Annotated in this window: 26 protein-coding genes; 15 read left to right on the top strand and 11 right to left on the bottom strand. The window is 68.3% G+C overall.

What is annotated here, in order from left to right; genetic code table 11:
- A partial coding sequence (locus ACV4UX_RS02630) for a toprim domain-containing protein (protein ID WP_491591779.1) occupies positions 1–263 on the bottom strand: 263 nt, incomplete at its 3' end.
- A gap of 85 nt (positions 264–348) precedes the next feature.
- On the opposite strand from ACV4UX_RS02630, the gene era reads away from it, so the two are divergent.
- The 3 genes from era (at position 349) to hisG (ending at position 4,037) form a co-directional block, all read left to right on the top strand.
- A complete protein-coding gene (gene era, locus ACV4UX_RS02635) occupies positions 349–1,266 on the top strand; it encodes a GTPase Era (RefSeq protein ID WP_491591780.1) in 918 nt (305 codons plus the stop codon).
- A gap of 104 nt (positions 1,267–1,370) precedes the next feature.
- Positions 1,371–3,038 (top strand): GGDEF domain-containing protein, encoded by a 1,668-nt coding sequence (locus tag ACV4UX_RS02640; RefSeq protein ID WP_491591781.1) that lies wholly within the window; start codon positions 1,371–1,373, stop codon positions 3,036–3,038.
- 120 nt (positions 3,039–3,158) lie between these two features.
- Positions 3,159–4,037, top strand: coding sequence for an ATP phosphoribosyltransferase (gene hisG / locus ACV4UX_RS02645; RefSeq protein WP_491591782.1), 879 nt, complete (start codon positions 3,159–3,161; stop codon positions 4,035–4,037).
- 741 nt (positions 4,038–4,778) lie between these two features.
- Here hisG and ACV4UX_RS02650 read toward each other — a convergent pair.
- The 4 genes from ACV4UX_RS02650 to ACV4UX_RS02665 all read right to left on the bottom strand — a co-directional run bounded on the left by ACV4UX_RS02650 (position 4,779) and on the right by ACV4UX_RS02665 (position 9,959).
- On the bottom strand, positions 4,779–7,799 hold the full coding sequence (locus tag ACV4UX_RS02650) for a glycosyltransferase family 39 protein (protein WP_491591783.1): 3,021 nt from the start codon (positions 7,797–7,799) through the stop codon (positions 4,779–4,781).
- A complete protein-coding gene (locus ACV4UX_RS02655; RefSeq protein WP_491591784.1) occupies positions 7,796–8,341 on the bottom strand; it encodes a tetratricopeptide repeat protein in 546 nt (181 codons plus the stop codon). Before ACV4UX_RS02655 ends, ACV4UX_RS02650 begins: the two co-directional genes overlap by 4 nt.
- Positions 8,338–9,198: a glycosyltransferase family 2 protein gene (locus tag ACV4UX_RS02660; protein ID WP_491591785.1), complete on the bottom strand. Its 861-nt coding sequence runs from the start codon at positions 9,196–9,198 to the stop codon at positions 8,338–8,340. The genes ACV4UX_RS02655 and ACV4UX_RS02660 overlap by 4 nt, the downstream gene beginning before the upstream one ends.
- 290 nt (positions 9,199–9,488) lie before the next feature.
- Positions 9,489–9,959 carry a CBS domain-containing protein gene (locus ACV4UX_RS02665; protein WP_491591786.1) on the bottom strand — a complete coding sequence of 157 codons (471 nt, stop codon included), beginning with the start codon at positions 9,957–9,959 and terminating at the stop codon, positions 9,489–9,491.
- A 248-nt stretch (positions 9,960–10,207) separates the two neighbouring features.
- On the opposite strand from ACV4UX_RS02665, the gene ACV4UX_RS02670 reads away from it, so the two are divergent.
- Positions 10,208–11,545 carry a glutamine synthetase family protein gene (locus tag ACV4UX_RS02670; RefSeq protein WP_173086153.1) on the top strand — a complete coding sequence of 446 codons (1,338 nt, stop codon included), beginning with the start codon at positions 10,208–10,210 and terminating at the stop codon, positions 11,543–11,545.
- A 240-nt stretch (positions 11,546–11,785) separates the two neighbouring features.
- On the opposite strand, the gene ACV4UX_RS02675 is transcribed toward ACV4UX_RS02670, so the two are convergent.
- Entirely contained in the window at positions 11,786–12,286 is a 501-nt protein-coding gene (locus ACV4UX_RS02675; protein ID WP_491591787.1) for a hypothetical protein, read from the bottom strand.
- A gap of 287 nt (positions 12,287–12,573) precedes the next feature.
- Here ACV4UX_RS02675 and ACV4UX_RS02680 point away from each other — a divergent pair, with 287 nt between their 5' ends.
- Positions 12,574–12,801, top strand: a complete 228-nt coding sequence (locus ACV4UX_RS02680; RefSeq protein ID WP_491591788.1) for a hypothetical protein — start codon at positions 12,574–12,576, stop codon at positions 12,799–12,801.
- Positions 12,802–12,819: 18 nt separating this feature from the next.
- On the opposite strand, the gene ACV4UX_RS02685 is transcribed toward ACV4UX_RS02680, so the two are convergent.
- Positions 12,820–13,320, bottom strand: coding sequence for a hypothetical protein (locus ACV4UX_RS02685; RefSeq protein ID WP_491591789.1), 501 nt, complete (start codon positions 13,318–13,320; stop codon positions 12,820–12,822).
- Between the two features lie 289 nt (positions 13,321–13,609).
- On the opposite strand from ACV4UX_RS02685, the gene ACV4UX_RS02690 reads away from it, so the two are divergent.
- Positions 13,610–14,740 carry an aminotransferase class V-fold PLP-dependent enzyme gene (locus ACV4UX_RS02690; protein ID WP_491591790.1) on the top strand — a complete coding sequence of 377 codons (1,131 nt, stop codon included), beginning with the start codon at positions 13,610–13,612 and terminating at the stop codon, positions 14,738–14,740.
- Positions 14,741–14,808: 68 nt separating this feature from the next.
- On the top strand, positions 14,809–15,051 hold the full coding sequence (locus ACV4UX_RS02695) for a hypothetical protein (protein ID WP_491591791.1): 243 nt from the start codon (positions 14,809–14,811) through the stop codon (positions 15,049–15,051).
- 143 nt (positions 15,052–15,194) lie between these two features.
- Here the strand turns inward: ACV4UX_RS02695 and ACV4UX_RS02700 are convergent, their stop codons facing one another.
- The gene (locus tag ACV4UX_RS02700; protein ID WP_491591792.1) at positions 15,195–15,488 is read right to left on the bottom strand and encodes a hypothetical protein; all 294 of its coding nucleotides are present in this window, start codon (positions 15,486–15,488) and stop codon (positions 15,195–15,197) included.
- Between the two features lie 171 nt (positions 15,489–15,659).
- On the opposite strand from ACV4UX_RS02700, the gene ACV4UX_RS02705 reads away from it, so the two are divergent.
- The 4 genes from ACV4UX_RS02705 (at position 15,660) to ACV4UX_RS02720 (ending at position 18,568) form a co-directional block, all read left to right on the top strand.
- Entirely contained in the window at positions 15,660–16,196 is a 537-nt protein-coding gene (locus ACV4UX_RS02705; protein ID WP_491591793.1) for an HD domain-containing protein, read from the top strand.
- A gap of 48 nt (positions 16,197–16,244) precedes the next feature.
- Positions 16,245–16,613, top strand: a complete 369-nt coding sequence (locus ACV4UX_RS02710) for a molybdenum cofactor biosynthesis protein MoaE (RefSeq protein WP_491591794.1) — start codon at positions 16,245–16,247, stop codon at positions 16,611–16,613.
- A gap of 201 nt (positions 16,614–16,814) precedes the next feature.
- Positions 16,815–17,822 (top strand): phosphotransferase family protein, encoded by a 1,008-nt coding sequence (locus ACV4UX_RS02715; protein WP_491591795.1) that lies wholly within the window; start codon positions 16,815–16,817, stop codon positions 17,820–17,822.
- A complete protein-coding gene (locus tag ACV4UX_RS02720; protein WP_491591796.1) occupies positions 17,819–18,568 on the top strand; it encodes an HAD family hydrolase in 750 nt (249 codons plus the stop codon). The genes ACV4UX_RS02715 and ACV4UX_RS02720 overlap by 4 nt, the downstream gene beginning before the upstream one ends.
- 139 nt (positions 18,569–18,707) lie before the next feature.
- On the opposite strand, the gene ACV4UX_RS02725 is transcribed toward ACV4UX_RS02720, so the two are convergent.
- From ACV4UX_RS02725 to ACV4UX_RS02735, 3 genes are all read right to left on the bottom strand, one after another.
- Positions 18,708–20,543, bottom strand: a complete 1,836-nt coding sequence (locus ACV4UX_RS02725; RefSeq protein WP_491591797.1) for a methyl-accepting chemotaxis protein — start codon at positions 20,541–20,543, stop codon at positions 18,708–18,710.
- A gap of 483 nt (positions 20,544–21,026) precedes the next feature.
- Positions 21,027–22,154: an alginate O-acetyltransferase AlgX-related protein gene (locus tag ACV4UX_RS02730; protein WP_491591798.1), complete on the bottom strand. Its 1,128-nt coding sequence runs from the start codon at positions 22,152–22,154 to the stop codon at positions 21,027–21,029.
- A gap of 3 nt (positions 22,155–22,157) precedes the next feature.
- Entirely contained in the window at positions 22,158–23,531 is a 1,374-nt protein-coding gene (locus ACV4UX_RS02735; RefSeq protein ID WP_491591799.1) for an MBOAT family O-acyltransferase, read from the bottom strand.
- 148 nt (positions 23,532–23,679) lie between these two features.
- On the opposite strand from ACV4UX_RS02735, the gene ACV4UX_RS02740 reads away from it, so the two are divergent.
- The 4 genes from ACV4UX_RS02740 to ACV4UX_RS02755 all read left to right on the top strand — a co-directional run bounded on the left by ACV4UX_RS02740 (position 23,680) and on the right by ACV4UX_RS02755 (position 25,867).
- Entirely contained in the window at positions 23,680–24,105 is a 426-nt protein-coding gene (locus tag ACV4UX_RS02740) for a response regulator (RefSeq protein ID WP_491591800.1), read from the top strand.
- On the top strand, positions 24,102–24,425 hold the full coding sequence (locus ACV4UX_RS02745) for a MerR family transcriptional regulator (RefSeq protein WP_491591801.1): 324 nt from the start codon (positions 24,102–24,104) through the stop codon (positions 24,423–24,425). The genes ACV4UX_RS02740 and ACV4UX_RS02745 overlap by 4 nt, the downstream gene beginning before the upstream one ends.
- Complete coding sequence (locus tag ACV4UX_RS02750; RefSeq protein WP_491591802.1) at positions 24,422–25,141, top strand: FecR family protein; 720 nt, start codon at positions 24,422–24,424, stop codon at positions 25,139–25,141. Before ACV4UX_RS02745 ends, ACV4UX_RS02750 begins: the two co-directional genes overlap by 4 nt.
- Positions 25,142–25,222: 81 nt before the next feature.
- Positions 25,223–25,867 carry a hypothetical protein gene (locus ACV4UX_RS02755; RefSeq protein WP_491591803.1) on the top strand — a complete coding sequence of 215 codons (645 nt, stop codon included), beginning with the start codon at positions 25,223–25,225 and terminating at the stop codon, positions 25,865–25,867.
- Positions 25,868–25,890: the final 23 nt, after the last annotated feature.

A 25,890-nucleotide genomic window follows, 5' to 3' on the forward strand; every position in this document is an offset into this window, starting at 1 on the left:
TCGCCTTCACGGTCCGGGTCGGGGGCCAGGAAGACGGTGCCCGCCTTGGCGGCGGCCTTGGCCAGCTGGTCGACCACCTTCTGTTTGCCCGGAATCACTCCGTACTGCGGTTCGAAGCCGTTGGCCTCGTCCACGCCGAGCTTTTTCTGGGGCAGATCCCGGACGTGGCCCACGGAGGCCTCCACGACATACTTGTCGCCCAGGAACTTCTTGATGGTCTTCACCTTGGCCGGGGACTCGACAATGATGAGGTCTTTCGTCATGACAGGGCGGCTATAGCCATCGTCAAGAGGGAAGGCAAGGGGCGTCAGCCCCGCCGAACACGAACAACCCAACCGGAGGCCATCCTTGAGCGCCCACCGCTTCGGCCACATCGCCCTTCTGGGCCCCCCCAACGCGGGGAAATCCACCCTGCTCAACGCCCTGCTGGGCCAGAAGCTGGCCATCGTCAGCCCCAAGCCCCAGACCACGCGCAACCAGCTGGCGGGCATCCTCACGCTGGAAGACGCCCAGATCGTGCTCATCGACACCCCCGGCGTGCACGTGCCACGCGGCTCTCGCCTCAACTCGCGCATCGTGGAGGCCGCCTGGCAGGCCCTGGCCCAGGCCCAGGCCATCGTCCTGGTGCTGGACTGCCCCTTCTACCTGCAGAAGCCCGATCTCCTGGAAAAGGACATCAAGCTCCTCTCGCGCCCCGTGGAGCGCTCCGGCCTGCCGGTGATCGTGGCCCTCAACAAACTGGACGCCCTGGCCGACGTGAAGAACATGCTCCCCGTGATGGCCCGCCTGGGCCAGGCCTGGCCCGGGGCCGAGATCGTGCCCGTCTCCGCGCTCAAGGAAAAGGGGCTCGACCAGCTCCTGGCCGTGATGACCGCCCGCCTCCCCGAAGGCGACTCCCTCTACCCCGAGGACGAGCTGACCACCGCCCCCATGCGCTTTCTGGCCTCGGAGATCATCCGCGAGAAGCTTTTCCTGGCCCTCTCCCAGGAACTGCCCTACAATACGGCAGTAGCCATAGAACATTGGCAGGACACCCCCAAGGGCGCGCGCATCAACGCCGTGATCTACGTCTCCCGCGACCGCCACAAGGGCATGGTCATCGGCAAGGGCGGCAAGGTGCTCAAGGACGTGGGCAGCAAGGCCAGGCAGGACCTCATCGAACTCATGGGCGGCCCCGTGCACCTGGAGCTGTTCGTGAAGGTGCGCGAGGGCTGGACCGAAGACGAGTTCTTCCTCAACGAACTGGGCGAGGAGCAGGGATCCTAGGCGTACGGATCGGGCCGCCGCCCCACGGACAAGGAGCCGCCATGACCCGCCGTCATCCTCCGCTCCGGCCGGACGCCCCCCATCAAGGCGCGACGCCGCGCTGCTTGTCGCGCATCTGGCGGCGCGCGCTCCTGCTGGCCCTGGCCCTGCTCCTGGCGGGGCAGGGTCAGGCCCCGGCCGCCGAGACCCGGCGCGTGGCGGTGCTCCTGGCCTGCGAGCCGACGCTGCCCTGGGCCCGCGAGTTCCTGGCCGGTCTGGCGGACGCCAAGGCCCGCCACGGGGCCGCGCTGGAACTCGCCATCGAGCCCCTGGACCGGATGCGCTTCTCCACCCCCGCCCAGGAAAAGGCCCTGCGCGACCTCCTGGCCGCCCGCCACGCGACCGCCCCGCCCGACGCCGTGGTGGCCGAGTCCCCCGACGCCCTGCGTTTCCTGGAGCGCCACGGCCGGGACATCTTCAAGGATGCGCCGGTGGTGCTCCTCGCCACCCCGGGGCAGGACCACAAGGTGGCAAACGTCCGCTCGGCGCTCGACAACGAGCCCTGGATCCAGGCCACGGCCCGCCTGATCCTGGCCGTGGCCCCCCGGACCGGACGCGTGCTCGCCATCGGGGACGCCGAGGGCCAGGGCCGCGTGACGCTCGACCTGGCCCTGGCCGCCCTGACGGCCCGCAAACCGACCCTGGAGGTGGAGGTGGCCGCCGGGCTCAGCGTGGAGGAGACGGCCCGGCGCGCCGCGAACCTGCCGCCGGGCTCGGCCGTGCTCTACACCCTCACCCCGTCCGACAGCCCCGGCAGCGCGACCGGAGACGCCGTGGAGCGCCTTGCGGCGGCCTCCAGCGCCCCGGTCTTCACCTTCCACGAAACGCTCATGGGCCGGGGCATCGCGGGAGGCTACCTGGTCAGCCCGCGGCGCATGGCCTCCCTGGCCGTGGACGAGGCCCTCTCCGCAGCCCGGGGCGCCCCCCCGGCCCTGCCCTCGGTGCCGGACCCGCCGACCTTCGACCGCCGCGCCCTGGACCGCTGGGGCATTCCGGCCAGCGCCCTCCCGGCCGGGTCGCGCGTCCTGTTCGATGAGCCGCCTTTCTACAGGCGCTACCCCGGGGAGACGGCCATCATCGCGGCCGTGACAGTCCTGGAGGCCGCCCTGATCGCGGCCCTCTGCCTGCTCCTGGCCCGGCGCGGGCGGGAGGCGGCCAGGCTGGCCCGGGCCCACGCCCTGCTGGAGGAGCGCGTGGGCGAACGCGCGGGGGAGCTGGCCCGCCTGGCCGTCACCGACGAGCTCACGGGCCTGCCCAACCGCCGGGAGTTCACCCGTCTGGCCGCCCGGGAGGCCGAGCGCGCCCGGCGCTCCGGCCGGGCCTTCTCCCTGGCCATGGCCGACCTGGACCGCTTCGTGGAGGTCAACGGGCTTTCGGGCCACGCGGCGGGGGACGCCGTGCTCCAGGGGGTCGCCGCCCTGCTGGCCGCAAACCTGCGCAAGGCCGACGCCGTGGCCCGCTACGAGGGCGACGCCTTCGTGATGCTCCTGGCCGACACCGGGCCGGAGAGCGCCCAGCTGGCCGTGGAGAAGCTCAGGCTGCTCCTGGAGGGCACTGCCTTCGACGCGGGAAGCGCCGCCCCCCTGCACATCACCGCAAGTTTCGGCGTGGCCGGGTCCGCCGAGACCGGCAACGACCTGGACTCCCTGCTCCAGCTGGCCGGACGCAGGCTTGCCGACGCCAAGCAGGCCGGGCGCAACCGCGTCTGCGGCCCGCCCGCCCACGCGGCCTGAACGGACCCCGTTCCCGTCACCGGACCGCCGCTTGCCAAGCGTGTCAAAGCGGGCTACCAAGCCCGTCCACGCCTTTCGATGCAAAGAATCCGGGACGCCGGGACACGACAGGAGACCGCCATGAGCGCACCCAAACTGAAACTGGGCATCCCCAAGGGATCGCTCCAGGATGCCACCATCAAGCTTTTCGAGAAATCCGGCTGGAAGATCAAGGAGCATCACCGCAACTACTTCCCCGAGATCGACGACGACGAGATCACCTGCTCCATGTGCCGCGCCCAGGAGATGAGCCGCTACGTGGAATCCGGGCTCATGGACTGCGGCCTCACCGGCAAGGACTGGATCCTGGAGAACCAGTCCGACGTGGTGGTGGTCACGGACCTCATCTATTCCAAGGTCAGCTCGCGCCCGGCGCGCTGGGTGCTGGCCGTGGCCGGAGACGCCCCCTACCGCCGCCCCGAAGACCTCCAGGGCAAGCGCATCGCCACCGAGCTGGTGGGCTACACCAAGCGCTACTTCGAGCAGGCCGGCGTGAAGGTGGACGTGGAGTTCTCCTGGGGCGCCACCGAGGCCAAGGTGGTGGAAGGCCTGGCCGACGCCATCGTGGAGGTCACGGAGACGGGCACCACCATCAAGGCCCACGGCCTGCGCATCATCGCCGAGGTGCTCGTCACCAACACCCAGTTCATCGCCAACAAGGAAGCCTGGGCCGACCCCTGGAAGCGCCGCAAGATCGAGAACATGATCATGATGCTCCAGGGCGCGCTGCGGGCCGAAAAGCTCGTGGGCCTCAAGATGAACGTGCCGGCTGCCGCCAAGGACGCCGTGCTCTCCCAGCTGCCCAGCCTCAACTCGCCCACGGTGTCCCACCTGCTGGACTCGGACTGGCTCTCCGTCGAGATCGTGGTGGCCGAGGCCGTGGTGCGCGACCTCATCCCCAGGCTCAAGGACGCCGGGGCCGAGGGCATCATCGAATACTCGCTGAACAAGGTCGTCTAGACCCGTCCGGCCGCAAGGGAATAACGCCCGCGTCCCCCAGGGGATGCGGGCGTTTCGCGTTCGTCGCGCCCGGACGCGGCCCCCCGAGTGGGCGGGCTCGTCTGGCGCGCTCGCCGAAAGCCCCCGGCCCGGAGTCGGCGGTCCTTCTCCCGCGCCCCCTCCCGAGCCCGCTCGCCGGCCCCCTGGCCCGCCCACGCGGCGGGAGTGCCACCCGCTGGCCTCGTCGAGCCCGTCGGAATTATTCGCACCCCCCCCTTGCGCCCTGCAAAGACATGCTTACATTGTTTCTCACGAGCGAGGAGACAGCGAAGACCCGGCGGACCGAATCGGCGGAACGCCCCAAGAAGAAATCCCTCGCTGGGCCGCAAGGCCCGACGGACCGCGCGGAGAACGAACGCCCTGCCCGGACGGCGAAATGCCCCGGAAGGACAGGAGCAGACCGGAAAGCTCCCCCGCGCGGCGTAACGTGAAAGGCTTCGGACCAAGGCAACCGGGAAACCAACTTCCAAAGGGGCGCTCATGGCCCCGGGAGAGCCGGGCGAGAAGCCATCCGGGAGCGCAGCCCCCAGAAATGCCCCGGGTGAAACAGAAGTCTGATGATGTCCGGCTCGGTTTTCGGCCAGGCCCCGGACCCAGGCAACAAGAAAACCAACAGGCAACGCTTCCGGAACGCGCCTCATGCGCGAACCGCTTTCGGCCCCTCTCCCCCTCGGGAGGGGGGCCTTCTCGTTGCCCGCGCCCTCACGGCGCGGAGCGCAGGCGATCCATATCCCAATCCTTGCGACGGAGACGATCCTGAAAATCCCACGGGGCGCTGGTGAGAGCCATGCGCACGGGAGCGACTCCCTCGTCCTCCCGGCGCGCCGCCCAGGGGGAGGTCTCCAAGGCCGGAGGGGCGAAGTCCCTGCAATCCATGCCCATCTCCACGCGTACGGGGCGTTCGGGGTCTGCAACCAGGGAAGCGCCGTCGCCGGAGAGCTCCAGGCGCAGGGTGACCTGCCGGGAGGGGGCCGGAAGGCGCGCCTTGCCCGTGCGCGAGGACCGGCCGCGCAGCGCGCCGAATCCCCGGGAGCGCGCTTCGTCCAGAGGATGGTAGACCGTCCCGTCGGTGGACCAGCTGACGCGCACGGCATTGACCCGCTCCGGGTCGTCGCCCAGGCCGACAACCTGCGACAGGGCGATCCAGGTGAACGGATACTCCGATTCGAAACGGAATACCGCGAAGCAGGACATCTCCCCGGCGCAGGTCAGGCCGGGCTCGCCGCGCGCGGGGGCGAGGCCCTGCCCGGAGTGGGCCAGTTCCGCGAGCTTTCCGGGCAGGCGGTTCACGTCCGGCCGGAACACGAGACGCCCTTCCCCGCCGGGCTGGAGGTACAAGGTCGCGCCCTCCGGCGCGACGAAGGGCGCGGGAAAGGGCTTGCCGCCCAACCGGAGGCGGGGCCTGTCCAGGGGGCCCTGCAGGGCCACGCCGCCGGGGACCAGGGGGAGGCTGTCCAGGGAAAAGAGGGCCTCCCCCGAGGCCGGGACCGTCAGGAAGGGGTCGGCCAGGCACGGATCGAACAGCAGGACGCAGGGCCTGCCCTGGGCGTCCTCCAGCGCCAGCGAGGGTTCCAGGTCCGGATGGAGGGCGCGCAACCGGGCGAGCCGGTCCGGCCCTTCCAGCCCCGGGCGCTTCCCGGCCAGCGCGGGGTCCGTCGTGAAGGCGTGCAGCGTCATGGCGTTGTGGAGCGGCGCCTTCTCGTCCCAGGGCAGCACGGCGACGCGGCGGGCCACGTGGTCCAGGCGGCGCAGGACCAGTTCGGAGCCCTCCGGAACGCCCCCGGCTGCGCCGGTGACCTGCAGGCCGAGACCGGACACCTCCAGGAGTCCGTCGCGCGTGCCCGGCTCGAAGCGGACCTTCACCAGAAAGCCCTCCGGTGCGTCGACGACATCCTTCGGAACGTCCAGGTCCAGGCCCAGGCGTTGTTCCTCGCGGGGCCTGGGCACGGCCGGAGCCCCCTGATCCACGAAGTCCGGACCGGCGAGCAGCGCAAGCCTGCGCCACGGCTCCCCGGGCCTGGCCACGGCCACTTCCAGCGAGGCGTCCGGCCATCCCGGGAAGTGCGGCTGGGCCACGGCCTCCAGGGTCAGGCGCGCCCCGGCGCCCTGCGGGAGCAGCACCTGCCAGGCGGCCTCGCCCGGCTTGTGCGGGTCCAGGAGTCCCAGCCGCCCCTCGCGAGGCCTGGGGGCCACGTTGTCCAGGGCAAGGCAGTCGCGGTAGAGCGCCGGGCCGCTGAAGTCGGCGCGCCAGCCCCGGGCGTCCGGGATCAGAGGGGCCTGGTTGACCAGGCGGACCCGCGACAGGCGAGTGCCCTGGGCCAGGGCGTCCAGCGGACCCCAGGGGACTGCCCCGGGGAATGGACCGGCATCGGATGTTGCCACCCACCAGACCCTGGGCGATCCGCCCGCGTAGCGGTCCAGGAAGTCGAAGCGGTTCTTCAGGTACGGGCGCATCACGGCGCGTTGCGCCCCCGAGTCGAAGGCGGCCGCCTGGAGCCCCAGCCCGTTCTCGGCCATCTCCAGGGCGGCTTCGCGGTATCCCGAGATTTCGTTGCGCACGTACCGCGGATAGGGTTCCATCAGCGGCGCGCTGAGCGCGAGCACGCCCAGGAGCCCCAGAGCGGCGCGCGCGGGACCGGCCCACTCCCCGGCCCGGGCCGCCGCCAGCCCGCAAAGCCGGTCCAGGCCTTGGGCCGCAAGGAGCATCAGAACGATCTGCAAGCTGAAGAAGTATCGCGGATGCAGGTCCATGCGCGTCTTGACCAGCAGGGTCATGACCACGGGGAGCAGCGCCCAGAGGCCCCAAAGCCACAGGAGCGCGCCATGGCCCCTGCGGGCTGTCCAGGCTCCTGCCAGAGCCAGGATCAGAACGCCCGGCGCGGCCCGGAATGTCCCCGCGTTTTCGTGCGCGAAAAGAATGTCGACGAAAGACCAGAGCTGGCCCAGGTCCAGCCGCTTCACGGCCGTCGGGTCCTGGATGATGGCGAAATTGAAGAGGTGGGCGGGCAGCCAGGGCAGGTAGGCCAGGCCCACCACGGCGAAGCTCAGCCCCCCCCTGGTCAGGACGCCCAGGGTCTCCCGGCGGGGAGCGCCCCCCCGCGCAAGCCGCCACACGCCCCAACCGGCCAGGACCGCTCCCTGGGCCATGAGGCAGGAGGACGCCATGTAGGACGTGTAGCACAGAAGGACGGAAGCCAGGGCGTGCGCCGCCCAGAACCGGATCTTCCCGGTCCGCAGCCCCTCCGCGAAGGCGGCCATGGACAGGCACGAGAGGAGCAGGAAGAGCGTGTAGGGACGCACTTCGCGCGCGTAGTGGATCTGGAAGAGGTTCAGGGCCAGCATCCAGGCGGCGAGCACCCCCGTCCAGGTCCCCAGGGTCCGGCGGGCCAGGATGAAGACGGCCGGGACGCACAGCACGCCGAAAACGACGCTCAAGAGCTTGGCCCGGGCAGGGTCGGGCCAGGGACCCGCCGTGACGCGCAGCAGCACATGGTACAGGGGCGGGAAGAGGTCCACCTGGGCGTCGGAGGGCGACTGCGTGGCCAGGGCGCGCCAGATCTGCTCCGGCTCCAGCGCTGCCCGCAACAGCGTGACCATCTCGTCCCACCACAAGCCGGGCACGTCCAGACGCCACAGGCGAAGGCCCAGTGCGGCCAGGACGGCCAGGGCGAGGATCACCCCCGGCAGCAGGGTCCGCGCGGGTTCTTCCCGTGCGGCAGTCACTGTCCGGGGCCTTTCGCGACGGAGGCCTCGATGCGTTCCCGAAGGGCCGGAGGCGTCTTCTGGCGGGCCAGGGCCGCGACCTTCCCCGCCTGCTCCCGCTCCCGGGGGGCGAGTTCGTCGCCGGTCAGGGCCAGGCTGGCCCAATAAAGTGCCCAGGCCGCATCCTGAGGCAGCCCCCTGCCTTCCAGGTACAGGTTCGCGATGCAGGCCTGCGCCGGGCCATTGCCCGCCTGGGCGGCTTTCAGGAGCCATTTCTGGGCCTCGGTGGGATCTGAGGAGCCACCCAGGCCATCCAGGATCATGCGCCCGTAGGCGTTCTGGGCGTCGGGCAGCCCGGCGCGCGCCGCAAGGCCGAAGAGTTCCCTGGCCTGGGACGCCTGTCCGGCCGCCAGCAGGTCGGCGCCCCGGGTCACCAGCGCGCGGGCCTGGGCATCGGCCCCCTGGGCCGATGCCCAGGCGTGCCGCGTCCGATCCGCTCCGAGCGAGGCCAGGGCCAGGCAGGCCAGCAACGCCGACGCCAGGAGCAGCCCCCGGAGCGTCATCGCGGGGCCTCGTCGCGCTCCCGGCGCAGTTCGCGCACGGCCCGCTCCAGGGTGTCCAGGCGGGCCTCCACGCTGCCCGGCGACCAGCCGGTCTGGCGTCCCGCGACCTTCTCGGCGATAAGGTCGTCGCGGATGAGGATTTTCTCGAAATAGATCTTGATGAGCGTGGAGAGGTAACGCCGCCCCATCTCCTTGAGGTGCAGGTTGGAGCTGCCCCAGGTGCGCCCCTGCCACGAGATGGGCATCTGGAGGATGTTGTAGTCGCGGATGAGCGCGGAGAGCGACAGTTCGATGGTGATGTTGAAATGACTGGCCCGATAGGGTCCGCATGCGCGCAGCACATGAGACCGATAGGCCTTGAAGGAGTTTGTCAGGTCGTTGAAGCGAGTCCAGAAGAGAACGCGCAGCCCGAAGTTCACGATACGGTTCACCGCGAGCTTCAACCGGGGATAGTTGCTGGCGCGCGCTCCCTTGATGAAGCGCGAACCGAACACGCAGTCGTACCCGTTGCAGATTTCCTGGTGATAACGCACCACGTCCTCCGGGTCGTCCGAGGCGTCGGCCATGTAGATGACCACCACCTCGCCGCCCGCGGCGTCCAGGCCGGCCCGGATGGCCCGGCCGAACCCCCTGGGCGGGTTGCGCTGGACGGGCCGGATGCGGGGGTTCTCCTCGGCCAGCCGGGAGAGGATGCGCCCCGTGCCGTCGGTGCTGTTGTCGTTGACCACCACGATTTCGTAGGAGATCCCCGCCGCATCCAGGCGTTCCCAGAGGGGCCGCAAGCTCCCCGCCAGGTTCATCTCCTCGTTGTGCGCCGGGATGACGACGGAAAGCGTCAGTTGCTTGGAACCGTTCATGACGAGGGTCTAGTGAAAACGGTGGCTCCTCGTCAATGCGACACGTCCGCGTCCGTGGGGGCGTCCGTCGGGGCGACCTTCATGCGCCCCTTGCCGCGTCGCCCATGGAGAGGATCGTCTCCGGGCCGTTCGCGCGTCCCCCGCGCGCCTTGCCGCGCCTCGGACGCGGCGGACGGGCCAGGTCCCCGGCGCAGGACGGGAGGCTCAAAACGACGGTTACGGATGAAAGGACGGACCGCCGGGGCCGGCGGAGGGGATCGGGACGGCGCTCCCCGGGCGGTCCGCGCGCGTCAGCCCGCCTGGGGAACCGGGCAGCCGCAGCTTTTTCCGAGGAAGGTGAGGATGTCGCGGCGCGTCACCACGCCCAGGAGCACGCCGTCGGCGTCCAGCACGGGCAGGGCGTTGACGTGGCGCTCGCGGACAAGGGCGCTGGCCTCCAGGAGGGTGTCGTCGGGGCGCAGCCAGCCGAACTCCACGTTCATCAGGTCGCGGGCGGCCTTGTGACTGTTGGATTCTGCGAGGGTCCGGGCCAGGTGCTCGTCGTCGGCCAGAGCGCGCATGAGGGTGGAGTCGAAGTAGGACGGCAGCACCTGCTTGAGGAAACCGTAGTCGCTGATCACCCCCAGGAGCCTGTTGCCGGAATCCACCACGAAGATCACCCGGAAGACCTGGTCGCTGCAATACGTGCAGAGGATGGTCTGGAAATCGGTATCGGGCGGCATGGTGAGCCGGGGCTTGCGCATCACTTCCTGGACTTTCATGGACGCCTCCGCCGCGTTCGCGCGGCCTTTGCGGTGGTTGGAACGCAACTCTTCTGATGCCACGCCCGGCGGGAATCTGTCCATATCGTTAGAAAACAAGGACAATCTTCCAACGCCGCCGCCCAGGCGCCGCGCCGGTCCCAGAGGCTGCGCTTCCGGGGCCTCATGGGTCTTGAAGCAGGCCCCTGATGTTGGTAGCGTTGCCGATCGGCCCGCAGAAGCGACCGACCCACTCAAGGAGGCCATCCATGGCTGTGTTCAAGTGCAAAAACGCCGACGACGTGCTCAAGGCCGTCAAGGATTACAACGTCTCCTTCGTGCAGTTCTGGTTCATCGACATCCTGGGGATGCTCAAAAGCTTCCAGATCACCCCGCGCGAACTCGAAAGCGCCTTCGACGAGGGCATGGGCTTCGACGGCTCGTCCATCACCGGGTTCACAAAGATCCACGAATCCGACATGGTGGCCTTCCCCGACCCCACCACCTTCCAGCTGGTGGCCTGGCGTCCCTCCGACCGCCCCGTCGCCCGCCTCTTCTGCGACGTGCGCAACCCCGACGGCACCCCCTTCGCGGCCGACTCGCGCCACGTGCTCAAGCGCATGCTCGGCAAGGCCTCGGACATGGGCTACACCTTCTTCGTGGGGCCGGAGCTGGAGTTCTTCCTCTTCGCCAACTCCAGCGAGCCCCGCATCCTGGACAAGGGCGGCTACTTCGACGCCCCGCCCCTGGACCTGGCCAACGACGTTCGCCGCGACATCATCTTCGCCCTGGAGTCCATGGGCATCGCGGTGGAGTACTCCCACCACGAGGTGGCCCCCTCCCAGCACGAGATCGACCTGCGCTACAACGAGGCCCTGGCCATGGCCGACACGGCCATCACCTACCGGGTGGTGGTCAAGGAAGTGGCCCGCAAGCACGGCTGCTACGCCACCTTCATGCCCAAGCCCCTCTACGGCGAGAACGGCTCGGGCATGCACGTGCACCAGTCGCTCTTCAAGGGCTCGCGCAACGCCTTCTACGACGCCTCCTCGCCCAACCACCTCTCGGTGGAGGCCCAGGCCTACATCGCGGGGCTTCTCAAGCACGCGCCGGAGTTCACCTGCGTCACCAACCAGTGGGTGAACTCCTACAAGCGCCTGGTGCCCGGCTACGAGGCCCCGGTGTACATCGCCTGGGCGCAGCGCAACCGCTCGGCGCTCATCCGCGTGCCCATGTACAAGCCCGGCAAGGAGTCGGCCACGCGCATCGAGCTGCGCAGCCCCGACCCGGCCGCCAACCCCTACCTGGCCCTGGCCGTGATGCTGGGCGCCGGCCTCAAGGGCATCGAGGCCGGGTACAAACTGGCCAAGCCCGTGGAGGACAACATCTTCCACATGTCGGAGAAGGAGATGCGCAAGCACGGCATCGCCTCCCTGCCCGGCTCGCTCCTGGAGGCCGTGGGCAACCTGGAGCGCTCCACGCTCATGAAGGAGGTCCTGGGCGACCACCTGCACGCCGCCCTGGTGGACTACAAGTACGACGAGTGGGACCGCTACCGCACCCAGATCACCGAATGGGAGCTGGAGAAATACCTGCCCATCCTCTAGGAGGGGCGAGGGAACGCGCAACAAAAAAGGCCGCCCGACGACGGGCGGCCTGTGGCTGCTGACGAAGCCGGCTTTGCGGCTTTTTCAGCAGCCCTGCGCGGAGCGCAGTCTGGAGCAGGGCGGCTCTGCCAAACCCCGTCTTCCGGGTTTGGCATCACGCTGAGGGCCGCCCGGCGACGGGCGGCCTCGACCCCCTTCCCGGGGGATGGGTCCGTACGTTGAGGACGGCCCGGGCACGGCCTATTTGGCCAGCTTCACCGGGTCATTCTTCAGGTTCCTGGCAAGCTGCTCCCGCAACTTCACACTGTAGGCCGCACTCCTCACTTCATGGGTCTTGTCGTTGCACTTGATCTTCAGTTCGACGTCCTCGGACATGTTGCAGCGATACTCCGTCCAGTCCCCTGATTTCTTCACTTTGATCTGCTGGCCAAAAGCCGCCTTCATACCGCTCAGCACCTCTTCCTTGTCCCTTCCGAACACCTTGATGATCCTGGCGTAATATTTTCCGTCAACAAATGCGTAAGAGATTGCAGGGCAAGCGTTCTGATGCACCTGAAGGCGGCAATGACCTACATAATTGTAGTACGAGACGCCATCGAGCTGCTTGTACAGGATAAAATTCCCGTCATCCAGATCACTGAGCTTTGCTCCGAAGTCCAGCTTTCCGCAGTCGAATGCGTACGAAGCGGTGCAGAAGAACACAGCGAACACAAACGAACACGTTGCAGTGAGAATTCGCATTGGCATCCCCCTCCTTTTCGTGTGCATCTCTTTTGAACTCTTATTGATCACTATAAAACGCCCCTCGCGCTGTCAAACCGGCTCGGCTGCATTTGGATCGACTCGGCGTTCCATGCATCAGAACTATCATGCTGCCACGCTCCGATTTGTCGGAACAGCAGAAGTGTCGCGAGCTGGCGGCGGTTCTTCACGAAACGTACGGCCATGAGGAACGATACGAGGGGCCGACGAATTGCGCAGCGCCCCAACCGGGTATCCTGCCCCCACCGAGCCACCCAGGAAGCCTTATGATTCCCTGCCAGCGCCAGCTTTTCGGCGTGCCCGAGAACGTCTGCCACCTGCACTGCGCCTACACCCCGCCTCTGCCCCAGCCCGCCCTTGAGGCCGGACGCGCCGCCATGGAGGCCAAGCGCTCCCCCTGGGCCATGACGCCGGACCTCTTCTTCCCCGGCCTGGAGGCCGCCCGTCGCCGGGCGGACCGCCACCCACCTCCCCGGGGGTTCCCACAACGTTGAGGAACGCCCGGCCACAGGCTACTTGGCCAGATCCACCGGGTCATTCTTCAGATTCCTGGCAAGCTGTTCCCGCAACTTCACACTGTAGGCCGCGCTTCTCACTTCACGGGTCTTGTCGTTGCACTTGATCTTCAGCTCGACGTCCTCGGACACCTTGCAGCGATACTCCGTCCAGCCCTTTGATTTATTCACTTTGATCTCATGCCCATAAGCAGCCTTCACATCATTCAAGACATCTTTTTTATATCTTCCGAACATCTTAATGATCATGGCGTAATACCTGCCGTCGACAAATGCGTAAGAAATTGCAGGGCACGTGTTCTGATGCACCTGCAGGCGGCAACTTCCGACATAATTGTAATACGACACGCCATCAAGCTGCTTATACAGAACAAAGTTTCCATCATCCAGATCACTGAGCTTTGCACCGAAGTCCAGCTTGCCGCAGTCGAATGCGTATGAAGCGGAGCAGAAGAAAACCGTGAACACAAACAAACACGTCGCAGTGAGAAATCGCATTGTCACCCCCTCCTTGTTCGTGTGAATCACTTTTAAAGTCGTATCAATCACTATAAAACCCCTCTCCTGCTGTCAAACCGGCTCGACTGCGTCTGGATCGGCTCGGCATTCCATGGATCAGAGCTCTCCGGCCGACACGCGCCGATTTGTCGGGACAGCGGGAGTGAGGCGTCAGGGCGGCGGTTCTTCGCGGATCGTACCGCCATGAGGAAAGATACGAGGGGCAGGCGAATTGCGCAGCGCCCCCCAACCGGGTATCCTCCCCCCACCGAACCAGCCAGGAGGCCTCATGATTCCCTGCCAGCGCCAGCTTTTCGGCGTGCCCGAGAACGTCTGTTACCTCAACTGCGCCTACACCTCGCCCCTGCCCCAGCCCGCCCTTGAGGCCGGACGCGCCGCCATGGAGGCCAAGCGCTCCCCCTGGGCCATGACGACGGACCTCTTCTTCTCCGGCCTGGAGGCCGCGCGCGAGGCCTTCGCCGCCGTGCTCGGGGCCGACGCCGACGGCGTGGCCGCCGTCCCGGCCGTGTCCTACGCCATAGCCCTGGCCGCCAGGAACCTGCCCCTGGACGCCGGACGCCACGTGCTCCTCCTGGACGAGCAGTTCCCTTCCAACGTCTACCCCTGGCTCAAGATGGCACCGGGCCGCGTGCGCGCCGTTCCCCGCCCCGCCGAGGGCGCGTGGAGCGAAGCCGTGGCGGCCCACATCACGCCCGAGATCGGGCTGGTGGCCCTGCCGCACTGCCACTGGATCGACGGCACGGTATTCGATCTTGCCGCCGTGCGCGCCGCCTGCGACCGCGTGGGCGCGCTCCTGGTGGTGGACGCCACCCAGTCCCTGGGTGCCATGCCCTTCGACATGGCCGCCGCGCGGCCGGATTTCCTGGCCGCCAGCGGTCACAAGTGGCTGCTGGGCCCCTACGGCGCGAGCTTCTGCTGGGTGGCCCCCCAATGGAGGGAAGGAGAGCCCCTGGAGGAGAACTGGCTCAACCGCGAAGGATCGGAAGACTTCTCGCGCCTCACGGAATACCGCGACGCCTACCGCCCCGGCGCGCGCCGCTACGACGTGGGCGAGGCCAGCAACTTCATCCTCATGCCCATGGCGGCGGCGTCCCTGGGGCTCATCAGGGAGTGGGGCGTGGCCGAGATCGCCGCGACCCTTGCGGGGGTCACCCGCCGCCTGGCCCTGACCGGCCAGGCCTTCGGGCTCACGCCCACCCCGGCTGCCGAGCGCGCCCCGCACCTGCTGGGCCTGCGCCTGGCCCACGGCAAGGCCGCGCCCGTGGCGGCGGCCATGGCCCGCGAGGGCGTGCACGTGTCGCCCCGGGGCGCGACGCTGCGCGTGGCCCCGCACCTGCACGTCAACGACGCCGACCTGACGCGCTTCGCCAACGCCCTCTCCCGGGCTCTCTCCACATAGGGCCTGGGGGATTTCCCCTCGCGCCCCGCCGTGCTAGCACGACGTCAACCGCCGCCCAAGGAGCAGCCATGGCCCCCGAATGGACCAAGCACGACGACGCCACCTACTACATGAGCCTGGGCAAGGCCCTGCTGGTGACCGTGGTCTACGATCGCCTCACCCCGCCGGGCTGGAAGGTCCAGGTGGGACAGCGCGCCCTCAAGGACAAGTTCGCCTCCCTGGAGGACGCCCAGAAGGTGGCCATGGCCTTCGCGGACAAGGTGGCTGCGGCCATCCGCGCCGACCTGGACGCCCTGCGCCCCCCGGCCTAGTGTCGCGATCTTGAAAAACACGAGTATGTTTTTCAAAATCAAATCAATGGCTTTGGCTGCCTCCCCTGGCAATCCGAAGGCACTGGTTTTGAGGACGCAGCACGAGCCGCCTGCCGGGCGGGCGCCCCGCGCCGGGCCGTCCCCTACCGGGCCGGGCTGCCCAGCACCTCGCGCAGCTTGCCGCCGTCCTGCAGCCCCTGGATGTAGGCGAAGCGCACGTAGAGGTGGCGCACCCGTTCCGACAGCCCGGACATCTCCGTGATCAGGGCCTGAAGCTCCGCGCGCCGCTCCGCCGGGGCCAGCTCCAGGGCCTTCTCCTCGAGCTGGCGCAGGGCGTCGAAATACTGCGGGGCCTCCTCGCCGGGCAGGGGCGCCGCCCACAGGTCCTCCAGGCGGGAAGTGATGATGTCGGGAAAGACCGTCCTCGGTGAATCCATGCGCGCCTCCTTGCGTTGATCGTTCGTCCTGCCCGCGAGCGCCAAGGCGCCGGGGCTGGCCTGCCGGAGCATCTTCCCGTATGCTGGGCGACCGCGATGCCGCCCTCGTGACCCCGCCGTGGCGGCAGGGTCACGCCTGCATACCAGAGCATCGTCCTCAGGAGAACCGCCATGACGCGAAAAGACGCCCTGGAACTGCTCGAATCCCTGACGCCGGAACCCCACATGACGCTCCACGCCCTCCAGACCGAGGCCGTGCTGCGCGCCATGGCCCAACGCCTGGGGCAGGACGCCGAACTCTGGGGCGTCACCGGACTGCTCCACGACCTGGACTTCCCCACCACCAAGGACGCCCCCGAACGCCACGGCCTGGACGCCGCCGCCCTGCTGGAAGGCAGGCTGGACCCCGCCGCCGTGGCCGCCATCGCCGCCCACAACGCCGAGATGAACGGCCGCCAGCCCGCCGCGACGCTCGACTACGCCCTGCGTTGCGGCGAAACCGTCACCGGCATCGTCCACGCCGCAGCCCTCATGCGCCCCACCGGCTACGACGGCCTGGAGCCCAAGAGCGTGAAGAAGAAGATGAAGGACAAGGCCTTCGCCCGCAACGTCCGCCGCGAAATCATCCTGGAGTGCGACAAGGCGGGCCTGCCCCTGGACGACTTCCTGGCCCTGGCCATCGAGGCCATGCGCGCGGTGCGCGCCTAGCCGCGCCCGAGCCCGCCACCCGATCACCCCATCCGCGAGGAGGACTTCATGGACATCTCCAAAGCCATCGCAGAACTCAAGAAACGCCCGGGCTTCACCGAGAACGTGGGCATGGTGCTCGTGCACAACGGCGTGGTGCGCGCCACCCGCCGCGCCGACTCCGCCCCCGTCACCCGCCTGGAAGTCCACCCCGACCAGCAGAAGATCGACGCCATCTGCGCCGAACTCTCCACCCGCCCCGGCATCTTCGCCGTGGAGGCCAAGGCCCTCTCCGGGACCTTCCAGCCCGGAGACGACCTGCTCTACATCATCGTGGCGGGAGACTTCCGCGAGAACGTCCACCCCATGCTCCTGGAGGCCCTCAACCGCATCAAGGCCGAGGCCGTCTCCAAGAGCGAACACGTCCGCGTGGACTGATCCCGCCCTGCAAACCCGCCGTCCGGCCGGACCGACGCCGGGCCGGACGGCATCGCCTCCCGATCCCCGCGGAGCTTCGCTTCCCCCCTCTCCCGCCCCCCCAATTGTTACGATCTCATGACAACCGCCCGGCAACGTGTCATACCGGAGCCGGAACGCCATCAGGCGCTCTGAAGCATCCAACGCAGCGCGGAGCGCACGATGAACATCCGGCGACTGGGCCGCCTCGACCACGGCGACCCCCTCCACCCCTACCTGCGCGACCACATCCTCCCCCAACTCGGGGCCTGGCGCGCGGACGCCTGTTTCCGCGTCTTCCAGTCCGACTGCTCGCGAGACGTCTACCTCTACGAGGAGGTGCACCACGGCCCGCGCGTGGTCTGCAAGTTCTACCCGCCCAAGCCCGGCCGCCCCGCCTGGCCCAGCCCCGGCGAGACCGAGTTCCGCAACCTCGTCCACCTGCGCTCCCTGGGCTTCCACGCCGCCCCGCACTACGTGGTGCGCCCCCTGGGCTTCGAACACCGCCTGGGCAACGTGCTCGTCATGGAATGGCTGCACGGCGACAGGCTCTGCCAAGTGATCGAGGACGCCGTGCACCAGGGACGCCGCGCCCGACTGCTGCGCAAACTCACCGCCCTGGCCTGGTTCCTGGCCAGCCTGCACAACCGCACCGCAGGCGACTGGTATGTGGACTTCGACCACGCCCACGCCTACATGGGCCGCCTCGTCGACTCGCTCGTCCACAAGCGGGGCATGGGGCACGACCGCTCCCACGCGCTCTGGAGCCTGCGCGAAGACTGGCGACGCCGCGACATCATGCGCGAAGACCGCGCCGTCCTCTGCCACGGCGACGCCACGCCTTCCAACTTCCTCTTCGGCCAAGGGCTCGACGTCCTGGCCATCGACCTGGAACGCATGCTCTGGGCCGACCGCGCCTTCGACCTGGGACGCCTCTGCGGCGAACTGGCCCACTTCTTCCACCGGGGCCTGGGCGACCCCGCCCTGGCCGAACCCTTCATCGGCCACTTCCTCTGGGAATACTGCTGCCACTTCCCGGACCGCCGCGCCGCCTTCCACTCCATCACCCGGCGCATCCCCTTCTACATGGGCATCACCCTCCTGCGCATCGCCCGCAACTCCTGGATCGATCCAGATTACCGCTGGCAGCTCGTCCGCCACGCCACAACCATCCTCGGAGCCCTGCCATGACCTTCAAAGCCATCGTCTTCGACCTCAACGGAACCCTCGTGGACATCAACACCGACGAAGGCAACGAGCAGATCTACCGGGCCGTCAGCCACTTCCTCACCTACCAGGGCATCCGCGCCTCGCGCTGGGAAGTGCGTGACGAATACTACCGCATCATGGACGAACAACGCCGGGCCAGCGGCGAGGAATTCCCCGAATTCGACGCCGTGAACCTCTGGCGCGAATACCTCAACCGCCGCCCCGAGGCCCTGGCCGCCCTGCCGCCGGAAAAGGTCCGCTGGATGCCCCTGTTCCTGGCAGAAATGTACCGGGGCATCTCCCGCAACCGGCTGGAACTCTACCCCGGCGTGAAAAACGTCCTGGACGGGCTTGCCCCCCGCTACCGCCTGGCCGCCCTCTCCGACGCCCAGTCCGCCTGGGCAGTGCCCGAAATGCTCGCCGCAGGACTTGGCGGCTACTTCCAACCCGTCGTCGTCTCGGGCGACCTTGGCTACCGCAAGCCGGACACGCGCATCTTCCAACTGGCCCTCGACGCCCTCGGCCTCCCGCCGCAGGAAGTGCTCTACGTGGGCAACGACATGTACCGCGACGTGTTCGGCGCGCACCGCATGGGCATGAAAACCGTCTTCTTCTCCTCCAATCAGGGCCGGAAAAAATTCTCCGGCGCGGAACCGGACTACATCATCTACGACTTCTGGCAGATGCTCCAGGCCGTGGACTTCCTGGAAGCGCAAGAGACAACCTGAGGGCGCAGGCGCTAGCGGAGCGGGCCGGAGGCACTTCCTCCAACCGCGCCTCCCGCACGCCGCAACCTCTGCACACGCCAACGAAAGCGGCCGTCGGGGACATCCCCGACGGCCGCCGTGCGTTGTTGCCGTGACGCGCTCAGGCTTTGAGCGCGCGGGGTTTGGCCGGTGGGAGGCTCTGGCGGGCCGGTGTGGCGGCGAGCAGTTTTCCGGAGGTTCCGCCGCCTTCGGACTTGAGTTCCACGATGAGCCGGGCGAGGGCCTGGGCCTGATCGGCCAGTTCGTTCACCGCGCGAGAGGACTGGTTCATGGCTTCCGAGGTTTCCAGGGAGATGCGGCTCACGTCTTCGATGGCGCGGTTGATCTCGTCGCTGGCGGCGGACTGCTGCTCCGAGGCCGTGGCGATGGAGCGCACCTGGTCGGTGGAGAGATCCACGAGCTGGACGATGTTCTGGAGGGCCTCGCCGGACTTTCCCGCGAGTTCGGTGGCCTTGCCGATCTGTTCCACGGTGCGGTCCACGTTGGCGATGTTCTTGCGCGTGCCGTCCTGGACCGCGCCGATGGCCTGGCCCACTTCCTTGGTGGCGCTCATGGTTTTTTCTGCGAGTTTGCGCACCTCGTCGGCCACCACGGCGAAGCCTCTTCCGGCCTCACCGGCGCGGGCGGCCTCGATGGCGGCGTTGAGCGCAAGGAGGTTGGTCTGGTCGGCGATGTCGGAGATCACGTTCATGATCTTGCCGATGGCGTCGGCCTGGGCGCCCAGGGCGGTCATGTCGCTCTTGAGTTCCTCGGCCTGGCGTCCCATCTGGCCGATCTCGCGGACCACGTCGCCCACGATGCCCGCGCCGTCCTGGGCGCGGCGTTTGGCGCGGTCGGCGGTCTCTGCGGCCTGGGAGGCGTTGCGGGCCACCTCGAGCACGGTGGCGTTCATCTCTTCCATGGAGGTGGCGGTTTCGCCCACGCGTCCGGCCTGGACCTCCGCGCCCCGGCTGGACTGTTCCACCTGGGCGGCAAGCTCCTCGGAGGCGGAGGAGATGACGGCGGCCACGTCTTCCAGGCGCGCGGCGGCCTGGAGCATGCCTTCGGCCTTGGCGCGTTCGGCCTGGGCCGTGGCCTCCTCGGCCTGGGCGGTGGCCTGGAGCGCGGCTTCGGCCTGCCGGGCGGCGTCCTTCGATTTCTGCTCGGCCTCGGCTATCTTCTCCTTGAGGGTGGCGACCATCTTGATGAGCACGGCGTAGACGCCGCCCTGTCCGCGCACGGTGCGGAAGGACACGTCGAGGTTGCCGCCCGCGATGTCGCCCGCCACGGACTGGAGATATCCCGGGTCTTCGCCGAGCTGCCCCAGGACGTTTCGCGCGATGAAGAAGGCCAGCCCCAGGCCCAGGGCCACGGCCGCCAGGATGGCCCCGATGAGCTGGGCGCGGCCGGAGAAGAAGGCGTCCATGGCCGTGGATGCGCTCTTTTCGCCCGCCTCGGTGTTGACGGTGATGAGCCGGGCCAGGATGGACACGACCTCCTGGATCAGGCGCGCGGAGTCGGCGGTGGCCATCTCGACGGCCTTGTCCCGGTTCATGGCAGCAACTTTCTTGATCTTTTCCGAGACGGCCAGATACTTGGCCCACGCTTCCTTCATCTGGTCGAACTGGCGGCGCTCGTCCTGCTGGTCGGCGGTGATGAGCTTGTCGTATTCGGCCAGGTCCACTTTGAGCTTGTCCAGGGTCTCCTTGAGCAGCCCCTCGTAGTGGGCCATTTCCTTCTCGCTGGTGGAGAGGATGTAGACAAGCTCGTAGCGCCTGTAGGACTGCACGTGATCGTTGAGCTTGCCCAGGCGGACGATGCTGGGGAGCCAGTCGCCGGCGAGCAATTCGGTCTCGGTTTCGATGGCCTGCATCTGGCGGATGCCGAAGAGGCCGATGCCTGCGGTGAGCACCAGGAGCGCGCAGAACCCGGCATAAAGCTTGGTCGAGAGTTTCATGGGCGTATCCTTACAATTTGAGATTCGGCAGGCGCTGCCCCTGAATGATGCCTTTTTTGTAAAAAGGCAACCCTGAGGCGGCCCCCTCCAAAGGCGTGACGCTCCCTCAGGCGCAAGCAGCCTCCTGGAAAAACTCCCAAAGATTTCTATATGATATCGAGCGCCAAAGAGAGAGCACGCCGAAACCCCAAACAGACGCGTCGCGCTGAGGGCATCGCCTCTCCCCCGTTGCCCGGGGGCTCTCAGGGCCAGGGAAACCGCACATTGCGGACTTCGCAGGTCGCAATCAGGAACGCAACGATAACTTCACCAAAAGGACGCAAGCGAACAGCAAGACGGCTGGCCCTGGGCGCCCCGCCGGGAGGGGGCGCGGGGACGAAAGTCGGGAGGCGCGGCCTTGAAAAACAGATGGCGAATACAATAAATCAATGCTTTTTTGGCGGGTTGCCTTGACAATCCGTCAGGACGGACTGTGAAGACGCATCACCAGGGCCTGTCGCCCTCGGCGGGGGAGAAGACGGCGTGCTGGTAGCGCTCGGCGGCCTCGAAGACCACCACGTCGGGACGTTCGGCCAGCACGACGCCCGGATTGAAGCGGTGAGTCCAGAGGAAGACGGAGCGCCGGAAGCGTTCGGCCAGGAAGGGGATGGCCTGGGAGCCGAAGGAGTCGCGGAAGAAGAGGGCGCGCGGCAGGGCCTTGTCGTCCACTGCCTTGACGATGCGCCGCCTGCCGGGGAGGTCGGCGGGGTCCTTCCAGGGGGGCGGGGGGGCGTCGTAGGCGCGGTGCGGGGCGTGGGGGACCATGCGCACGTTGGCCTCGGGGAGCTGGTTTTCCAGGAGCATCATGGCGGCCAGGTCGCCGCCGGGCGTGGTCTCGGCCACGGCCGTGTAGGCGGCCGGGTCCAGGGGCGGCATGGCGGGGAAGCGCTCGCGCAGCTTCTCCACGATGGCCGAACACCCGGCCAGCGCGCCCCACTCGTTCCAGTGGGAGTCGGTCTTCCAGTAGGCCTGGCGCACGGCCTTGGCCCCCAGCATGGCGGGGCGCAGGTCCAGGAAGGGGACGCCGCCCTCCTCCATGGCCCGGGCGAGCTGGTCGAGCCGGGTGGTCTCGCGCATCTTGCGCAGGGAGGTGGGGAGGAATTCGCCGTAGACGGTCTTCTTGTTGGGCACGATGACCACCAGCATGGCGATGCCGCGCGCCGCCAGCCAGTCGCGCCGCTCCTGGTGGAGGCGCACGTTGTCGGCCAGTTCCTGGGGATCGAAGCGGGTCGCGCCCATCCAGTCTTCCAGGGCCATCTCGTCGTTGTAGAACCACCAGCCCTCGCGGCCCCGGATGAGCGTGCGCATGGGCGATTCGCCCCACACGGCCAGGCGCAGGCGGTTGAGGGTGCGGATCATGGATTCGCGGAAGGGGAAGTTGTCGGCGTAGGCCGTGGCCGTGCGCGTGGCCCAGGCCTGGAAGTCGGTGACGGCCAGGGGCGCGGGCGGCCAGGGGCCGGGGGCGTCGGCCGCGCGGGGGGCGACGCCAAGGCCCAGGAGCCCCAGGCCCTGGGGCCAGACGAGAGGGGCCAGGAGCAACGCGCAGCACACGATGAGGGAGAAGCGTTTCATGGCCTAGAACTGCGCGTAGATGAAGGGTGTGTGGGCGCCCGCCGCCAGGGCCAGAAGCGCCAGGGCCAGAAGCGCCGGGGCGGCCAGCCCCCGCGCGAGGGGCAGCGCGGGGCCGAGACGCGCGCCGATCCAGGGGAGCGCGGGCGTGCTGCCCAGGACGCCCACGACCAGCATGCACAGGGTCTCGCGGTTCACGCGCACGGTCCAGGTGTAGTCCCAGCCGTGGAAGCTGAAGGAGGCCAGGGCCTGGAAGTAGCCCCAGGCGTGGGCGAAGTCCGGGGCGCGGAAGAACACCCAGCCCAGGCCCACGGCCAGCAGGGCGTAGGCATGGCGCGCGGGCCGGGGCAGGGCGTCCAGCCGCTTGCCGACTCCGGTGCGCTCCAGGGCCAGAAAAAGGCCGTGCCACAGGCCCCAGACCACGAAGCTCCAGCTCGCGCCGTGCCACAGGCCGCAGAGGGTGAAGACGATCAGCAGGTTGCGCTGCACCTTCCACGGGGCCGCGCGCCCGCCGCCCAGAGGGATGTAGAGGTAGTCGCGGAACCACGTGGAGAGCGTGAGGTGCCAGCGCCGCCAGAACTCCCGTACGGATTGGGCCGTGTAGGGGTAGTTGAAGTTCTCCGGCAGATTGTAGCCGAAGAGGCGGCCCAGGCCCACGGCCATGTCGGTGTAGCCGGAGAAGTCGAAATAGAGCTGCAGGGAGTAGGCCAGGAGGCCAAGCCAGGCCGTGCCCATGTCCAGCTCGGCCGAGGGCAGGGCGAAGGCCTGGTCGGCCAGGCGTCCCAGGGGGGCGGCCACGAGGGTCTTCTTGCCAAGGCCCACGGCCAGGCGGGTCAGGCCGTCGCGCAGGCCCTCCAGGGTCGGCGCATGGGGGGCCATGTCGCGGCAGCGTGCGATGGGACCGGCGGCCACCTTGGGGAAGAAGGCCAGGAAGAGGCCGAAGCGCACGGGGTCGGCCAGGGCGTCCTGGCGGCGTCCGGCCACGTCCACCAGATAGGCGATGGCCGAGAAGGTGAAAAAGGAGACCCCCAGGGGCATGGAGGCCGGGGCCAGGACGCGCAGACCCTCCAGGCCCGGGACCTGGGCCGCCAGGAAGAGGGGATACTTGGCCCAGGCCAGGAAGGCCAGGTCGAGCCCCACGCCCAGGGCCAGCAGGGCCTTGCGCGCTCCGCCTCCGGCCCAGGAGATGGCCAGGCCCATGAGCATGTTGAAGGCCATGGAGGCGAGGAAGAGCGGCAGGGAGGCGGCGTCGGAGAGGGCGTAGAAGAGAAGGCTCGCCCCCAGGAGCAGGGTCTCGCGCCCCCGGGCCGGACACAGGGCGAAGAGCCCCAGGAGCACGGGCAGGAAGACGAACAAAAACAGCGTGGAGTCGACGGCCATGAGAGGCCTTAGCCCGGAAGCGCCCATGATTCAAGAGGGGGGGGCGCGCCAGCCCGGTCACGACGTCGATGCTCCGTGAAACCCGCAAGCATTGCCATCGCCTCCCCATATTGGTAGACAGCCAGCAAACAACTGGATGTCGTACTTTATGCCGCGTTTTCTCATCACGGACGACGACGAGGTGGCCCACGCCTTCCTGCGTCATGTGTTGCTCGCCCTGGGCGAGGTGTCGCACGCCTTTTCCGGTCTTGGGGCCGTGGAGGCCTGCAGGCGCGCCCTGGACGAGGGGCGGCCCTTCGACGTGGTGTTCCTCGATGTCCTCATGCCCGGCATGGACGGCTTGGAAACCCTGAACGCCGTGCAGGCGCGCCACGACGAGGCCGGAGCGAAACGCCCGGGCTTCGTGCTGGCCACCTGCCTGTCGCTCTCCACCCCGCCCCTGGACGCCCTGGCGCCGGGCCCCCACTGGACGCACCTGCACAAGCCGTTCGACAGGCGCGAGGCGCTGGCCGCCCTCGGCGTCCTGGGCCTTGCCCAGCCTCCCGCAGCGGAGGAGGGCGAGGACTTCTGGTGAGCGACACGCCCCGGAGCAAGACCTGGAAGATCGGGCAGATCGCCGAACTGGTCGGGCTCAAGCCCTTCGTGCTCCGCTATTGGGAGACGGAGTTCCCCCAGCTCGCGCCCATCCGCACGCCCAAGGGGCAGCGGCTCTACACCGAGGAGCACCTGCGCCTGATCCGGACCATCCAGCGCTGCATGCACGAGGAAGGCATGACTCTTGAAGGAACGCGCCGCAGGTTGGCCGAAGGCGAACGCCGCGACGCGCTCAAAACCATGGTGGAACGGGAGCTTCTGTCCATCCGCTCCCTGCTCGACCCCGAGGACGCCCCATGAAACGTTCACGACATTTCGCTATTCTCACATGTCTGGCGCTCGTCCTGGCCTTCGCGGCGGTCCGGGCCAACGCGCCCGCGCCTGCCGGAACCGTCGAGGAACTCCAGGGGCAGGCCCAGGCCCGCCAGGGTGAGGAAGCCCCCCGCAAGCTGGCCAAGGGAGCTCCTTTCTTCGCCCAGGACGTGGTGACCACCCCAACCGCCGGAGACAAGGTCCGCCTGGCCTTCGCAGACGGCTCCTCACTGGACGTGGGCCCCGAATCCCAGGTGGCCCTCAAGGATTTCGCCTACGACGAGGCCGACAAGGACAAATCGAAACAGGTGATCGCCATGGGCAAGGGCATGTTCCGCTACGTCACCGGCAAGGTGGTGGCCCAGAACCCGGACAACCTGAAGATCCAGAGCCCCCTGGCCGTGGTGGGCATCCGGGGCACCGTCACCGACCACTGGGTGAAGTACAAGCCCAACGGCGAGCTGGACTCCGAACTGCACGCCCTGCGCGAGACCAAATCCGGCACGGTGGTCACCGTGCGCGACGCCGAGGGCAAGGAGCTCTCCCTGGACAAGCCCGGGCAGACCGCCTGGGTGCGGCCCAACCTGCCCGGCGCAGTGCGCCAGCTGAACGACGACGAGATGCAGAGCCTGGGCAAGGCCCCCATCAAGCGCTCGCCCTTCGACCCGCCCGCGCGCGCCTCGTTCTCGGGCGGCGCCAACTGAGCGCCCGGGCGCACAAGACCGATTGACACACGAGGCATCGGGCTCTACACGTCGTAAGTATAGGAATAGCATGGAGGCGACATGGCTTCGTTCTTTCTGGCGGCGATCCTGACGGTGCTCACGGCCCTCCCCGGCACGGCCCTGGCGTTCAGCTTCTCCGAAGAGGCCGGGAAAGACGCGGCCCAGGCCCGGGCCAAGGCCGCGCGCACGCAGTCGCTGCTCTCGGAGCCCTGCAAGGCCAGGATCAAGGGCCAGAAGATCGCCGTGATGATCGCGGAGCGCCACCAGGGCATCAACAACGTCAACGCCTCCAACCAGGGCGAGCTCTTCGAGCTGCTCAACGCCAAGCTGCGCTCCGTGGGCCTCTCCACCATCACCCAGGGCGAGATCAACGCCCGCATCGCCCGCGCCGAAGCCGAAGCCATCCTGAACAACGATCCCGACGCCGCCATGGCCGCCTCGCGCAAGCTGGGGGCCTCGTTCTTCCTCAAGGGCATCATCTCGGCCCGCTCCGGGGCCAACAAGATGGTGCGCGCCAACGAGGTGGCCGTGTCCATCCAGCTCACGCTCTCCGACGGCTCGGGCCGCGTGCTCTCCCAGGTGCGGGCCTCGGGCCAGTCCTGGGCCGGTTCCGACGTGGTGGGCGCGGCCATGTCCGTGCTGGAGGACGAGGCCGACTCCCTGGTGGCCCAGCTCTACTCCGACTTCTGCTCCAGAGGGAAATAACCGTGCGCCCCCGCGCCGACCAA

Source organism: Fundidesulfovibrio sp. (assembly GCF_058402725.1).